Origin of the sequence: Micromonospora sp. PLK6-60 (genome assembly GCF_019890675.1) — a bacterium.
Taxonomy (GTDB): Bacteria; Actinomycetota; Actinomycetes; order Mycobacteriales; family Micromonosporaceae; genus Micromonospora.
In genome coordinates, this window is sequence record NZ_JAIOAA010000007.1 from 133841 (window position 1) to 147321 (window position 13481).

Consider the following 13481-nt stretch of genomic DNA (forward strand, 5'->3'; position numbering starts at 1 on the left):
GCGCACTATCAGCATGGGCACAGGTCGTCGACAGGCGCCGGCGCCTCCTGGGCCGCGGTGACCGCCGCCCAGCGGGGTCTCGCGGGGCCCGTCAGCGGCGGCGGTGCGGCTGCCCGACCGCCCGCGGCCCCGCTGCCGGCCACACCCCTGCCGGCCGACTCCCGGCTCGCCCGCGAGCTGTTGGACGGGCTCGCCGAGGCGGTCGTCACCGCCGACCGGGCCGGCGTGGTGACGCTTGTCAACGCGATGGCCGGCGAGCTGCTGCCGGACCTGCGGCCCGGCACCGACCTGGCCGGTTGCGCCGTGCCGGCGCTGGCGGAGGCGGTCCGCACCGACGCGGACACCTTCGACTCCGAACACCTCGGCCGACGGCTGCGCGGCACCCGCCGCCGGCTCGCCGGCGACCGCTGCGCCTGGTACGTGCGGGACGTGACCGAGGAGCAGGCCCGCACCGACGCCCTGCTCACGGAGCGTTCCCGGACGGCCTTCCTGGCTCAGGCGGGCAGCCGGCTCGGGCTGTCCCTGCACCGCGAACAGACGCTCCGGGCGACCGCCACGCTGCCGGTCCCCTATCTCGCGGACGCGGCGATCGTGATCCATCACCAGCCCGCCGTCCCGCAGCCGCACTGGCTCCGGTACGCCGACGGCGAGTCCGCCCCGGTCACCGGCGTCGGCGACGAAGAGCTGGCCGGTTCGGTGCCGGGGCTCGCCGAGGCGCTCGACGGCGACGGCACCGAGCCCACCCCCTGGCTCGACGCCGAACTGGCCGACCTGGCCCCGCTGCTGCCCGCCGGGTTCGGCCGGCCGGGCACCGTGCTGGTCAGTCCGATGCTCAGCGCCGGTGGCCCGGCGGGGGCGCTGATCCTGATCCGGCACCGCGACCGGGTCGGCTTCGACCGGCGCGAGATCGAGATGGCCCGGGAGTTCGCCGCCCGGGCCGGCGCGGCCCTGGCCGCCGCCGAGCTGTACGGCGAGCAGACCCACCTGGCCCGGGTGCTCCAGCAGAGCCTGCTCCCGCCCGAGCTGCCGGCCGTGCCCGGGGTGAGCCTGGCCGGCGGATACCGCGCGGCCGGCGACAGCCTGCGCATCGGCGGCGACTTCTACGAGGTCTTCCGCACCGCCGACGGGGCGATGTTCGCCCTCGGCGACGTGTGCGGCAAGGGCGTCGGGGCGGCCGTGCTCACCGGTCGGGTACGCCAGTCCCTGCAGACGCTCCGGCTGGTCGAGAACCGGCCCCGGGAACTGCTGCACCTGCTCAACCGGGCGCTGCTCGACTCGCCGGACGCGGCCCGGCGCAACCAGTTCACCACCCTGCTGCTCGGCACGCTCACCGGTGGGCCCGACGGCGGGCTGCGGATCCGGTTCGCCGGTGGCGGTCACCCCGCACCGCTGGTGGCCCGCGCCGACGGCACGGTCAGCCAGGTCACCGTCGGCGGCATGCCGATCGGCGCGCTGGCCGCCCCCCGGTTCGTCGAGGCGGAGGTCCGGCTCGCGCCCGGGGATCTGCTGCTGGCCTACACGGACGGGGTGACCGACGCCCGGGGCGGGCCGCGGGACATGCGGATGTTCGGCGAGGAGCGGCTGCGCCGGGCGTTCGCGTCGGCGGTCGGCCTGCCGCCCGCCGTGGTGGTGGAACGGCTGCTCCAGCTCGTCGACGAGTGGCTCGACGGGCCCGGCCAGGACGACATCGCGATGCTCGTCATCGGCGCCGCGGCACGCGGGTGACGCCGCTCGACGAGGCCGGCGGGCCCGGGCCGGCGGTCGATCCGGCGGTGGTCGGGGCGTACCTCGACTGCCTGGACCGGGCCGACCAGGCCGGCGCGGTGCGGCTCGCCACCGGCCTGCTCGACGCGGGCGCGTCGGTCGCCGACGTGCTGGTCGACCTGGTGGCGGAGGCCCAGCGGGAGGTCGGCCGGCGGTGGCTCACCGGGCGGTGGAGCGTCCCCCAGGAGCACGCCGCCACCCACGTCAGCGAGCTGGTGGTCGCCGCGGTCGCGGTCCGGGCGCCCGGGCGGAGCGTCCGGGGGCGGGTGGTGCTGGCGTGTGTGGAGGGCGAGTGGCACGCGTTGCCGGCCCGGATCGTCGCGGAGGTGCTGCGCGCCGACGGCTGGGAGGTCACCTTCCTCGGGGCCAGCGTGCCGGCCCGGCACCTGGTCTCCTACCTGCACCAGACCGGGCCGGACGCGGTGCTGCTCAGCTGTCTGCAGTCGACCCGGCTGGTGCGGGCCGCCCGGATGGTGGAGGCGTGCCACTCGGCCGGCGTGCCGGTGGTCGCCGGTGGGCCGGGGTTCGGCCCGGACGGCCGCTGGGCCGCCGCGGTCGGGGCCGCCGCGTGGGGCGGCTCGGCCCGGGACGCCGCCCGGCTGCTGCGGGGGCCGCTCGCCGCCGCCCCGGCCGCGCCGGCACCGCACGACGACGAGTACGTGGCCGTGCTGCGCCGGCGCCGGGAGATCGTGCGGTTCGCCCTCCAGGCGACGGCCCCGGCCGACGAGGACGCCGACGAGCTGGCCGATTCGGTCGCCCACCTGGTCGACGCGCTGGCGGCGGCGATCCGGGTCGGTGATCCACGGGTGCTGACGGACTTCCTCGGCTGGCAGTCCGAGGTCTTCTCCAGCCACCCCGACGGGCGGCGGCTGCTGGCCGGGGTGCTGGACGCCGGCACCACCGCCCTGGCCGAGCATCCCCGCTCCGGCGACTACCTGCGCCGGGCCCGCCAGGCGCTCCTCGGTGGGTGAACCGGTGCCGGTCGGATGCGTCGCCGAGGGCGTGCCGCCGGCCAGTCAGGCCGAGCGGACGACGGGCGGGCCGTCCAACTGCCAACCGGGCCCCGCGTCGACGGGCGCGGCCGGGCCCGGTAACTCCCGTGGCGGTTCCCCGACCTCGCGCTGCCGGCGGGCGGCCTCGTCGAACTCGGTCACCCCGGCCAGCAGCGCCTGCCGGCCCTCCGGGCTCATCCCGGCGAGGATCTCCGCCAGCCGCTGCCGCCGGTCGGCGCGCAGCTCGTCCAGCAGCCGTCGCGACTCCGGCGTGAGGTGCAGGGAGATCTCCCGCCGGTCGGCCCGGCTCGGCTCGCGCTCCAGCATGCCCGCGGCCACCAGCCGGTCGCAGAGCCGGCTGGCGGAGGAGAGCAGCATGTCCAGGCGGTTGGCGAGCCGGCGGAGGTTGATCCCGTCGTGCTGCTCGACCACCATCACGGCGCGTAGCTGGGCGGTGGAGAGCCGGCTGGTCGTTCGTTCCCGCGCGGCCTCCCAGACGCCGAGCAGTGTGGCCGCCGCCTCGTCGAGTGCGGCGGCCATACTCGCTTCTGGTCCGCTGGGAAGGGGTACATGCGCCATGGTGGGTCGAGACTACCCCCGACGAGAGAGCGTCGGACCTGCGCGGAAGGAGCAATGCGATGAGCGGACCGGACGACGAGGCACGAAGGGTGCTGATCGACGCACCCGCCGACCTGCTGCTCGACCGGCTCGCCGCCGAACTGGACCGGGCGTACGGCATCACCGGTGCGGAGCTGCTCCAGATCGACTACCGGCTCTCGGCGCTGCTGCCGTTCACCAAGGGTGACCCGATCACCTCGCCCGGCCACCCCGCCTGGCGCTGCTTCGACCACCAGCAGCCGGTGGTCGCCGACGGCACCGGCTACTTCCCGGTCAGCATGCGTGGGGAGCGACGCGGGGTGCTCCGGCTCGTCCCGGTCCGCGACGACCCGGCGCTCGTCGGCGAGCTGGCCGGCATCGCCACCGCCCTCGCCCATGAGCTGGACGCCGTCACGGCCAGCACGGACCTCTACCGCACCGCCCGGCGGACCCGACGGCTCACGCTCGCCGCCGAGATCCAGTGGGAGCTGCTGCCGGGCCGCAGCCGCAGCCGGCCGTCGTTCAGCCTGGCCGGCCAGCTCGAACCGGCGTACGCGGTGCGCGGGGACAGCTTCGACTGGTCCGACGACGGGCACCGGCTGTGGCTGGCGGTGATCAACGGCATGGGCGAGGGGGTCGCCGCCTCGATGCTCACCTCGCTGGCCGTGCACGCCCTGCGCAACGCCCGCCGGGCCGGGCTGGCGCTGGCCGACCAGGCGGCCCTGGCCGACCAGGCGATCTACGCGCAGCACCGGGGCGACCAGCACGTCTCCGCGCTGCTGATCGAGCTGGACCTCGCCTCCGGAGCGCTGACCGTGGTGGACGCCGGCTCGCCCCGGATGGTGCTGCTGCGCGGCGGCCAGATCACCGAGCAGCCGCTGGAACAGCAGTTCCCGCTGGGCATGTTCGACGGTACGGACTACCGCCCGCAGGCGTTCCAGCTGAGCCGCGAGGACCGGCTCTTCGTGGTCAGCGACGGGGTGATCGAGGCGACCGGCCAGAACGTCCGGTACGGCGAGAGCGCGCTGGACCGCTTCCTGCGGCGCACCGGCCCGATGTCACCGCTGGACGCGGTCCGCTCGCTCCTCGGGGACCTGCGCGCGTTCGTCGCCGGTGACCTGATCGACGACGCCGTGGTGGTCTGCCTGGACTGGCTCGGCCCGCAGCCCTGACCGGCCGGTCAGTACGCCCCGCGCCCCCGGACCACCGCGCCGACGGTCTTCCACAGGATGGTCAGGTCGGCGGCGAGCGACCAGTTCTCCACGTAGTACAGGTCGAGCCGGATGCCGTCCTCCCAGCTCAGGTCGGACCGGCCGCTGACCTGCCAGAGGCCGGTCATGCCCGGCTTGACCAGCAGCCGTCGGGCCACGTCGCCGTCGTACCGGGCCACCTCGGAGGGCAGCGGCGGCCGGGGGCCGACCAGGCTCATCTGGCCGAGCAGCACGTTTACCAGTTGGGGCAGCTCGTCCAGGGACCACTTGCGCAGCAGCCGGCCGACGCGGGTGACCCGGGGGTCGTCGCGCATCTTGAACAGCAGCCCGTCGGTCTCGTTGCGGGCGGCCAGCTCCGCCAGCAGCGCGTCGGCGTTGACCACCATGGTGCGGAACTTGAAGACGCCGAACTCCTGGCCGCCCCGGCCCACCCGGACCTGCCGGAACAGCACCGGCCCCCGGCTGTCCAGCTTGACGGCCAGGCAGATCACCGCGAGCAGCGGCAGCAGCAGGGCCAGGGCCAGCGCCGCGGCGGTCCGGTCGACCAGGCCCTTGACCAGCTTCCGGGCCCCCCGGAACTCGGGCGCCTCGACGTGGATCAGCGGCAGCCCGGCCACCGGCCGGGTATGGATCCGCGGTCCGGCCACGTCGGTCAGCGCCGGGGCCAGCACCAGGTCCACGCCGGTGCCCTCCAACTGCCAGCCCAGCCGGCGCAACCGGCCGGCGGTCAGCTCGCCGGAGGCGGTGACCGCCACCGTGTCCGCGCCGATCGCGGTGGCCGCCTCCGGGATGCCCCGGAACGAGCCCACCACCGGCACGTCGTCCAGCCGTTGCGGGACCGGGGCCAGCAGCGCGTCCGGGATGCAGGCGCCCACCACGTGGTAGCCCGCGTACGGCTCCCGGCGCAGCGTGTGCACCAGCTCCAGCACGTGGGCGGTGTCCCCCACCACCAGCATCTTGCGGGACCAGCCGGTGCCCCGCCGCCGGGCCCGGTGCAGCCACTTGCGGGCCACGAACCGGGCCACCTCCAGGCCGATGGTGCCGAGGGCGAAGGTGATGGCCAGGAAGCCGCGGGACACCCCGACGTCGGTGATGTACCCGGCGATGGCCAGGCCGCCGGCCATCCGCAGGCTGGCCGAGCTGACCCGGCGGTACTCGTCGGCGCCGTACCCGACCACCCGGTCGTCATAGCAGCGCAGCGCCTTGAGCGACACCAGCCAGGTGACCACCAGGACGGGCGCCACCAGGACGTACGGGACGGTCGCGCCGCTCGGGTCGGCGGCGCCGAAGCGGAGCAGGTAGCCCGCCACCACCGCCACCGACAGCACCGCCGTGTCCAGCACCACCAGGTTGTGCAGGTAGGCGCGTTGGGCGGCGCGGGCCGCCGAGCCCGGTGTCTCGTACGCCGACCGCGACGACGTTCCGCTCGGGGTCAACAGTGTCGCCGTGGCCACCGGGCCTCCCCTCCGCCGTCGCCGGGCCGGTGACCGGCCCGGTACGGGCGGGCGGCTCCGAAGCGCTTCCGTCATCCTGCCGGACAATTATGGTTGCCGATTGCTTTCGACAGGTTACCGTCTGTTCTCTTGTGCGTCGCCGGCCCGGAAAGCCTTCCGCCGCACCGGTTTCCCGGTGCGGCGGGGGCGTCCTGACTGAGCGGTCAGCGGGGGGCGTTCGGCCGCAGCGCGATCGCCTTCAGGAAGATGTCGCCGATCTTCGACGGGTCCTCGGTGACGAAGTTGCCGCCACCGGTGACCTTGGTGATCGCCTCCAGCTCGGCCTTGTTGACCCCGCCACCGATACCGATGATGACCACCTGGACCGGCTTCTCCGGGTCGGCGAGCCGCTTGAGCTCGGACAGCAGCTGCGTCTGGCTGATGCCGTCGTCGTCGTCGTTCTGCCCGTCGGTGAAGAGCACCACCGAGTTGACCCGGCCCGGCTCCCACTCGTCCTGCACCGCCTTGTACGCGGCCAGCATCGTGTCGTACAGGCCGGTGTCGCCCTTCGACGGCTTCACGCTGCCGAGCCCCTGCTCGAGCTTGCCCCGCTGGCTGGACAGCGGCCCGATCGGGACGATCTCCCGCCAGTCCTGGTTGCCGATGAGCCTGGTGGAGAAGGTCCACAGGCCGATCGACCAGGAGTCGTCGAACAGCCCCAGACCCCGGCTGGCCGCGGCGACCGTGACCTGCGCCCGGCTGGCGTTGTTGGCGCTGGCCACCGGCTCCTTCATCGAGCCGGAGACGTCGATGACGCAGAGCATCCGGCCGGACTGGGTGGCGATGGACCAGCTGGAGACGGCACGCTCTATGGCCACCGGGTCCAGGCCACCGGCCGCGGTACCGCCCGCCGGCGGCACCGTCTTGGCGCCCCCGGCGGGGCTGGGCGCGCCCTGCGGCGCCTTGAACCCGTCACCCCAGTTGCCGTCGGGCGCCCGCAGCGCCTGCGCCGCCAGCCGGTTGCGGAAACCCGGCGTGGTGAGCAGCTCGTAGAGCACCCGGGCGGCGGATGCCTTGGCCGGCTCGATACCGGGCAGCACCGCGTACGGGTAGTCCAGCGGCATCGGCGACGGTTCGAGATAGAGGGCGGCCAGCGGGATGGGCGGCTTGGTCTGGTTGTAGGCGATGACGTCCTCTTCGGACAGCGCGGCGGCGCCGAGACCGCTGGCGACCGCCGTCGGGTCCGTGGAGCGCGGGAAGCGGGCGAGCAGGTCCTGGCGCAGCGCCGACCGACCGGTCGCCAGCGCGCGCAGCGCACCGGTGGTGGCCTTCTGGGCGTCGCCGCCCGAGCCGCTGGCGGCCGCGGTCATGGAGAGCAGCCCGGACAGGCCCGCCGCGTCCTGGGTCGGCTCGACGATCCCGGCTCTTATCGGCTTGTCGCTGCTCACCTGTCGGAGCAGGTCGATCCAGGTGACCTTCTTCTCCGGCCAGCCGAAGCGGGCCTCGGCCACCGGCTCGGGCACCGCGACCACGACCGGGCTGCGGGCGATGGACGCGCCGTTGCCGGGCGCGAAGGCGGCGGCGCCGCCGGTCTTCAGCCGCAGCAGCCAGGTCGAGGAGTCCGGCACCCAGACGTCGGGGGTGACCGCCGTGCCGCTGGCCTGGCCGACGCCGGCGAGCCGGGCGCCGTGCTTGCTGGCCACCGCGGCGGCCACGTCGACCGAGTCGGAGGCGGCCACGTTCACCGCGATGCAGGTACCGCCGACGGCGGCGCCGTCGGAAACCCACTGGGCGGCCGCGGACTGGATCGCCGGCGCCACCTCCGGGGCGGCGGCCACCGAGAGCTCGATCTTGCCGGAACAGGCCGGCTGGGCGAGCTGCTGGAATCCGAACCAGGATCCCGCGACGACGACGACGAGCGCGGTGGCCGCCGCGGCGGCTCCTGCTCCTCGGATACTTGAACGCATGCGATGGCGGCCTGACACGGTGACCATCTTGCGTATCTCGTGGGGTTACTGCCACAACCGTTCGGACGAAAGTTACTCAGGAGCAACAGTTGATCGCCAAATTGCTACATTGAGTGATCGGTCAGTCTCGGCGCGTTCCGGGTCCACTGCGGACGGCGGTCGGCGGATCACCGACGGTCGACCGCGACGGCTCAGGGCAGCACGCAGGTGGGGCTCGGCACGGCCACCGGCTCACCCACCGCGGACGGTACGCCCGTCGCCGGGTCCACCCGGAGGATCCTGACCATGTCCGCCCGCTCGTCGGCGACGTACAGGTATGCCCCGGCCAGCGCGAAGTGCCGGGGCCACTCGCCACCGGTGTCCACCTCGGCGACCAGCTCCGACAGCTCGCCGGCGAGCGCGAAGACCGCGACCGTGCCGACGCCCCGGTTGCCCACGTAGAGGAACCGGCCGTCCGCTCCCACCGCGACCTCCGAGGGCTGGACGTGCCCGGCCCGCCCGCTGGCGTCCACCCGGCCGCGCTGGTGCAGCGTCCCGTCGCGCAGCGCGTACGCGGTGACCGTGCCGTCCAGCTCGCCGACGAGCCAGGCCCGCTGCCCGTCCGGGTGCCGGGCCAGGTGCCGCGGACCCGCCCCCGCCGCGGTCCGCACCCGGGGGCCGGTGGGCACCAGCCGCCCGGTGTCGGCGTCCAGGTCGTACCGGTAGACGGAGTCGGTGCCGAGGTCGACGGCGAGCAGCGGCCCGCGGCCCGGATCCGGGGAGACCATGTGGGTGTGCGCCCGGTCCTGGCGCTCCGGGTCCGGCCCGTGCCCCTCGTGCCGGACCAGGTCGCTGCGCTCGCCGGGCACACCGTCCGGGTCGAGCGGGAAGACGGCGACGCTGCCCCCGCCGTAGTTGGCGACGAAGAGGTGCCGGCCGTCCGGGGCGACCGCCAGGTGGCAGGGTTCCGCCCCGCCGGTGGGCCGGACCCCCAGCGGGTCGAGGGCGCCGTCGGGGCCGACCCGGAAGGCGCTCACCGTCCCCTCGGGCAGCTCGTTGACCGCGTACAGCACCGGCCGGGCGGGGTGCCGGACGAGGAAGGACGGCGACGGGGTGACGGCCGCCGTGCCGAGCGGGGTCAGCGCCCCGGTGGCCGGGTCCCGGCGGGCGGCCAGGATGCCCTCGGCCCGCCCGTCACTGTGCGCCGTGTAACCACCGATGTGGACGATCGTGCCCTGATCCGCCACCGGACCCACCTTCCGCCGAGCTGCTCCGTCGCTGTTCCGCTTTCCCAGGAACACCGTTTCCCAGGATCGCCGATCTCCAGCCCTGTTTCCGCGGATTCGTGCCGGCGACCGCGGCGCGGCAGCGGATCAGCCCACCGGCACCGGCTCACCGCGCTGCCGCGCCACGTGCTCGACGAGGGAGATCAGCAGCAGCTTGGCGGACTGCCGCTCGCGGGCGTCGCAGAGCAGCAGCGGCACGTCCGGGTCGAGGTCGATGGCGCGCCGCACCGCCTCCAGGCCGAACCGGCGGGCGCCCTCGAAGCAGTTCACCCCCACCACGAACGGGATGCCGCGCTGCTCGAAGTAGTCGATGGAGGGGAAGCAGTCGGCCAGCCGGCGGGTGTCGGCCAGCACCACCGCGCCGAGCGCGCCGAAGGCCAGCTCGTCCCAGAGGAACCAGAACCGGTCCTGACCGGGCGTGCCGAACAGATAGACCTGGAGATCGTCGTTGATGGTGATCCGGCCGAAATCCATCGCCACCGTGGTGGTCGTCTTGCCCTCCACGCCGGAGATGTCGTCGGTGTCGCTGCCGGCGTCGGTGAGGATCTCCTCGGTCTGCAACGGCCGGACCTCGCTCAGCGCGCTCACCAGCGTGGTCTTGCCGGCCCCGAAGCCCCCCGCGACGAGGATCTTCAGAGCCATCGGGATCCGGTCCACCGGTCCCTCCCGGTCAAAGCGCACGGAGTCCACTGACCACCGCCTTGAGGATGTCGTCGTCGAACCTACCGGGGACGGACGCCGGCTCGTGCGCCGTCACGAGACCACGGGTGAGCAGGTCGCCCAGCAGCACCCGGACCACGCCGACCGCGACGTCGAGCTGGGCGGCCAGCTCCGCCACCGGCGCCGGGCGCCGGGTCAGCTCGACCAGCCGCCGGTGCTCCGGCTGCAGGCGCGGGTGGGCCGCCGGGTCCGCGCCCGGTTCGGCGCGTACCAGGGCCATCAGGCCGAGCCCCCGCCCCGACGGCCGCACCCGGCCGCCGGTGAGGGTGTACGGGCGGACGACCGGGCCGGCCGCCGCGTCCAGCCACTCGTGCCGCGACCGCGGTCGGTCAGCCCGCATCGGCGACCTCCGGGTCGGTGCGGACCGGTGCGCTCAGGTACTCGCCGACCCGGATCACGAGCATCGCCATCTCGTACGCCACCAGGCCGATGTCCGCGTCGGCCTCGCTGACCACGGCCAGGCAGGCGCCCTGCCCGGCGGCGGTCACGAAGAGGTAGGCCGCCTCCATCTCCACCACGGTCTGCCGGACCGCGCCACCGGCCAGCTGCCGGGTCGCGCCCTTGGCCAGGCTGGAGAAGCCCGAGGCGAGCGCGCTGAGGTGCTCGGCGTCGTCGCGGTCGAGGTCGGCCGACGCGCCCAGCAGCAGGCCGTCGGCCGAGAGCACGACCGCCTGCCGGGCGGCCGGTAGCCGGGCCACCAGCTCGTCGAGCAACCAGTCCAGGGCTGGGCCCTGCTTCGTCGTGTTCACGTCCGGTTGTCCCTCTCGGTCGCGGTTCGCGGTTCCCCGGCCGCCGCCGGGGGCGGCGCAGCCGGTGCGGGGGCCGGTTGCCCGCCCCCGGTTCGATCGGTGTCGCCCGCCGGGGCACCGGACCCGGCCGTCGGCTCGGGGCGACTCCCGGCCGGCGTCTCCGCGCCGGACCCGGGCGGCGGCTCCGCGCCGGACCCGGCCGTCGGCTCCGGACGGCTCCCGCCCGGGATCTCCGGGCCGGACCCGGCCGTCGGCTCGGGGCGACTCCCGGCCGGCGGCTCCGGGCGGCTCCCGGCCGGCGTCTCCGGGCCGGACTCGGCCGGCGTCTCCGGGCCGGACTCGGCCGGCGTCTCCGGGCCGGACCCGGCTGTCGGCTCGGGGCGGCTTCGGGCCGGCGCCGGAGCGCCGGTCGGCGGGGCGGGGTGCGGGGTCCGGGCCGCCCCGGCCGGGCCGCCGGGGCGGGCGCCGTCGCGGCGGCCCCGGGCGGTGCCGGCCTGGAGGGCGGCCATCGCCCGGCGGGCCTCCTCGGGCGAGCGGGCCGCCGCCTCGCCGACCGACCGGACGGGGGCCGCCGGTCCGCGCCGGCGCACCCGCCGGGGCAGCCCGTCCGGCTCGTCGGCCGGTTCGACGAGCGAGGCCCGCGCCGGTGCCGGGCGGGTACGGGACACCCCGCCGGTGCGGGCCCGGGGCACGGTGGCCGTCCGGCCGGTCCGGGCCGGCCGGACCCCCGTCGCGGGCACCGCCGGGGTTGGTGGCTCGGCGGTGATCAGCTCCGCCGGTATCCGCGCCTCGGCGGTCACCCCGCCGGACGCGGCGGCGTGCAGCCGCACCTCGATGCCGTGCCGGGCGGCGAGCCGCGCCACCACGAACAGACCGAGCCGGGCACTGTCGGCCGGGTCGAACTCGGGCGGCCGGGCCAGCCGCTGGTTCGCCTCCGCCAGCGCCCGGGCCGGCATGCCCAGGCCCTGGTCGGTGACCCGTACGACGTAGCCGTCCGCCTCGGCCGCACCGGCGACCGAGACCCGGGTGGCCGGCGGGGAGTACGCGACGCCGTTCTCGATCAGCTCGGCGAGCAGGTGGATCACGTCGCCCACGGCCCTCCCGACCGCGCCGGCCGGCTCCACCGCGGTGATGTCGACCCGGTCGTAGTACTCCACCTCGGAGATCGCGCCGCGGAGCACGTCCACCATGGCGACCGGCTCGCGCCAGCCCCGGCCCGGCGCCGCCCCGGCGAGGATGACCAGGTCCTCGGCGTGCCGGCGCAGCCGGGCGGCCAGGTGGTCGACCTGGAAGAGCGCGGCCAGCTCGTCCGGGTCCTCGGTGTGCCGTTCCATCCGGTCCAGCAGGGCCAGTTGGCGGTGCACCAGCCCCTGGCTGCGCCGGGCGAGGTTGAGGAACACCTCGTTGAGCCCCCGGCGCAGCGTCACCTCGTCCACCGCGGCCCGCACGGCGGTGCGCCGTACCTGGTTGAACGCGCGCCCCACCTGGCCGATCTCGTCGGCGCCGTGGTCCAGCGGCGGCGCCTCCCGGTCGACGTCGACCTGCTCGCCGCGGCGCAGCCGGGCCACCACGTCGGGCAGCCGCTGGTCGGCCATGTCCAGCGCCGCGGTGCGTACGGCGGTGAGGCGTCGCGCCAGCGTCCGTCCCACCCGCACCGCGACCAGGACGGAGGCCACCACCGCGGCCAGCCCGACCAGCCCGGCGACCGCCAGCCGGACCAGGATCCCGATCGCGACCGGCACCGAGCGGTCGGCCAGCCCGTCGGCCTCGGCCAGCTCGAAGTCGCGCAGCCGCTGCTGCACGGCGTCGTAGCTGGTCTGCCAGGCCCCCATGTCGAGCTGCGGACGGGCCGCCGGGCGGGCGCCGAGCAGGGCGTCCTGCATGACGCGCAGCCGGACGAACTCCGCCGACTCGGTCAGCCGCTGGTAGGCGGCGCGGTCCTCGGCCGGCAGGTCGACCAGCGCGGTCTCGACCAGGAAGCGCTGGTTGTCGATGACACGTACCAGTTGCTCGTGCTCGCCGTCGGCGAAGCGGCCGGCGGTGACCGCACCGGCCAGCAGGGCGTCCGCCCGGCCCAGCAGCTCCCGCGAACGGCCGAGCGCGGTCACCGCCAGCGCCTGCCGGTTGAGGTCGGCGTCGGGCAGCGACGCCATCCCGGCGAACGCCTGGAAGGCCGCGTCGATCATGCCGCTGTACAGGCCGATCGCGCCCGCCCGGTCCACCGTCCGCCCGTCGATGAACTCCCGGCCGGCGGGCAGCGCGGCCAGTTCGACGGTGAGCCGGTCCAGGCGGGCGTCGAGCAGGTCGCCGGCCGCGTCGCGCAGCCGGTCGCCGCCGATCCGGCGGCCCAGCTCGGCGACGGCGGTGTCGGTCCGCGCCCGCTGCTCGGCCAGCGCGGGCAGCGCGGTGCCGCGGGCGAGCTGGACCACGGAGAGCCGGCGCTCGCGTTGCAGCTCGGCGACCACGGTCTCGCCGGGGCGGCCCAGGTCGTAGAGGAGGGTCCGGGCGGAGAGCAGGTCCAGCGCCGGGCCGAAGGCGAGCGAGGTGGCGAAGATCCAGAGCGCCAGCAGGGCGGTCACCGGGACCACGACCAGCGCGGTCAGCTTGGCGCGGATCGGCCAGTCGCGGGTGTTCATCAGACCTCGCCCGGAAGGTGTGGCAGCAGTGGCACCGGCTCCGGCCAGGCAACACGCCGGCCGCGGCGCCAGGCACGGCACGGACGCCTCGGGCAGGATACGTAATCCCCGCCGGGAGCACTACCGGCTGTCTCGCCGACGATCACC

General features: G+C 75.5%; 10 protein-coding genes and 1 pseudogene. 3 read left to right on the forward strand and 8 right to left on the reverse strand.

The window, feature by feature from the left end; all coding sequences use genetic code 11:
- Positions 1-57: 57 nt before the first annotated feature.
- Both K7640_RS16015 and K7640_RS16020 read left to right on the forward strand, forming a co-directional pair.
- The gene (locus K7640_RS16015) at positions 58-1725 is read left to right on the forward strand and encodes a PP2C family protein-serine/threonine phosphatase (protein ID WP_222955629.1); all 1668 of its coding nucleotides are present in this window, start codon (positions 58-60) and stop codon (positions 1723-1725) included.
- The gene (locus K7640_RS16020; RefSeq protein ID WP_222955630.1) at positions 1722-2735 is read left to right on the forward strand and encodes a B12-binding domain-containing protein; all 1014 of its coding nucleotides are present in this window, start codon (positions 1722-1724) and stop codon (positions 2733-2735) included. Before K7640_RS16015 ends, K7640_RS16020 begins: the two co-directional genes overlap by 4 nt.
- A 45-nt stretch (positions 2736-2780) precedes the next feature.
- On the opposite strand, the gene K7640_RS16025 is transcribed toward K7640_RS16020, so the two are convergent.
- A complete protein-coding gene (locus K7640_RS16025) occupies positions 2781-3296 on the reverse strand; it encodes a MarR family winged helix-turn-helix transcriptional regulator (RefSeq protein WP_222955631.1) in 516 nt (171 codons plus the stop codon).
- Between the two features lie 98 nt (positions 3297-3394).
- Here K7640_RS16025 and K7640_RS16030 point away from each other — a divergent pair, with 98 nt between their 5' ends.
- Complete coding sequence (locus tag K7640_RS16030; RefSeq protein WP_222955632.1) at positions 3395-4525, forward strand: PP2C family protein-serine/threonine phosphatase; 1131 nt, start codon at positions 3395-3397, stop codon at positions 4523-4525.
- 8 nt (positions 4526-4533) lie between these two features.
- Here the strand turns inward: K7640_RS16030 and K7640_RS16035 are convergent, their stop codons facing one another.
- From K7640_RS16035 to K7640_RS16065, 7 genes and pseudogenes are all read right to left on the reverse strand, one after another.
- Positions 4534-6018: a sugar transferase gene (locus K7640_RS16035; RefSeq protein ID WP_308042569.1), complete on the reverse strand. Its 1485-nt coding sequence runs from the start codon at positions 6016-6018 to the stop codon at positions 4534-4536.
- A 203-nt stretch (positions 6019-6221) separates the two neighbouring features.
- Positions 6222-7964 carry a substrate-binding domain-containing protein gene (locus tag K7640_RS16040; protein ID WP_222955634.1) on the reverse strand — a complete coding sequence of 581 codons (1743 nt, stop codon included), beginning with the start codon at positions 7962-7964 and terminating at the stop codon, positions 6222-6224.
- Between the two features lie 191 nt (positions 7965-8155).
- Complete coding sequence (locus tag K7640_RS16045; RefSeq protein ID WP_222955635.1) at positions 8156-9190, reverse strand: lactonase family protein; 1035 nt, start codon at positions 9188-9190, stop codon at positions 8156-8158.
- A gap of 126 nt (positions 9191-9316) precedes the next feature.
- Positions 9317-9919, reverse strand: coding sequence for an ATP/GTP-binding protein (locus K7640_RS16050; protein ID WP_374198093.1), 603 nt, complete (start codon positions 9917-9919; stop codon positions 9317-9319).
- Positions 9900-10289, reverse strand: coding sequence for a DUF742 domain-containing protein (locus tag K7640_RS16055; protein WP_222955637.1), 390 nt, complete (start codon positions 10287-10289; stop codon positions 9900-9902). Before K7640_RS16055 ends, K7640_RS16050 begins: the two co-directional genes overlap by 20 nt.
- Positions 10279-10698 carry a roadblock/LC7 domain-containing protein gene (locus K7640_RS16060; protein WP_222955638.1) on the reverse strand — a complete coding sequence of 140 codons (420 nt, stop codon included), beginning with the start codon at positions 10696-10698 and terminating at the stop codon, positions 10279-10281. The genes K7640_RS16055 and K7640_RS16060 overlap by 11 nt, the downstream gene beginning before the upstream one ends.
- A gap of 389 nt (positions 10699-11087) precedes the next feature.
- A pseudogene (locus K7640_RS16065) lies at positions 11088-13334 on the reverse strand (nitrate- and nitrite sensing domain-containing protein); the annotation flags it as partial.
- Between the last annotated feature and the right edge of the window lie 147 nt (positions 13335-13481).

Bases quoted from the DNA above. Each gene is read 5' to 3' on its own strand.
- K7640_RS16030 (WP_222955632.1), top strand. From the start codon at position 3,395: ATGAGCGGACCGGACGACGAGGCACGAAGGGTGCTGATCGACGCACCC.
- K7640_RS16055 (WP_222955637.1), bottom strand. From the start codon at position 10,289: ATGCGGGCTGACCGACCGCGGTCGCGGCACGAGTGGCTGGACGCGGCG.
- K7640_RS16025 (WP_222955631.1), bottom strand. From the start codon at position 3,296: ATGGCCGCCGCACTCGACGAGGCGGCGGCCACACTGCTCGGCGTCTGG.
- K7640_RS16040 (WP_222955634.1), bottom strand. From the start codon at position 7,964: ATGCGTTCAAGTATCCGAGGAGCAGGAGCCGCCGCGGCGGCCACCGCG.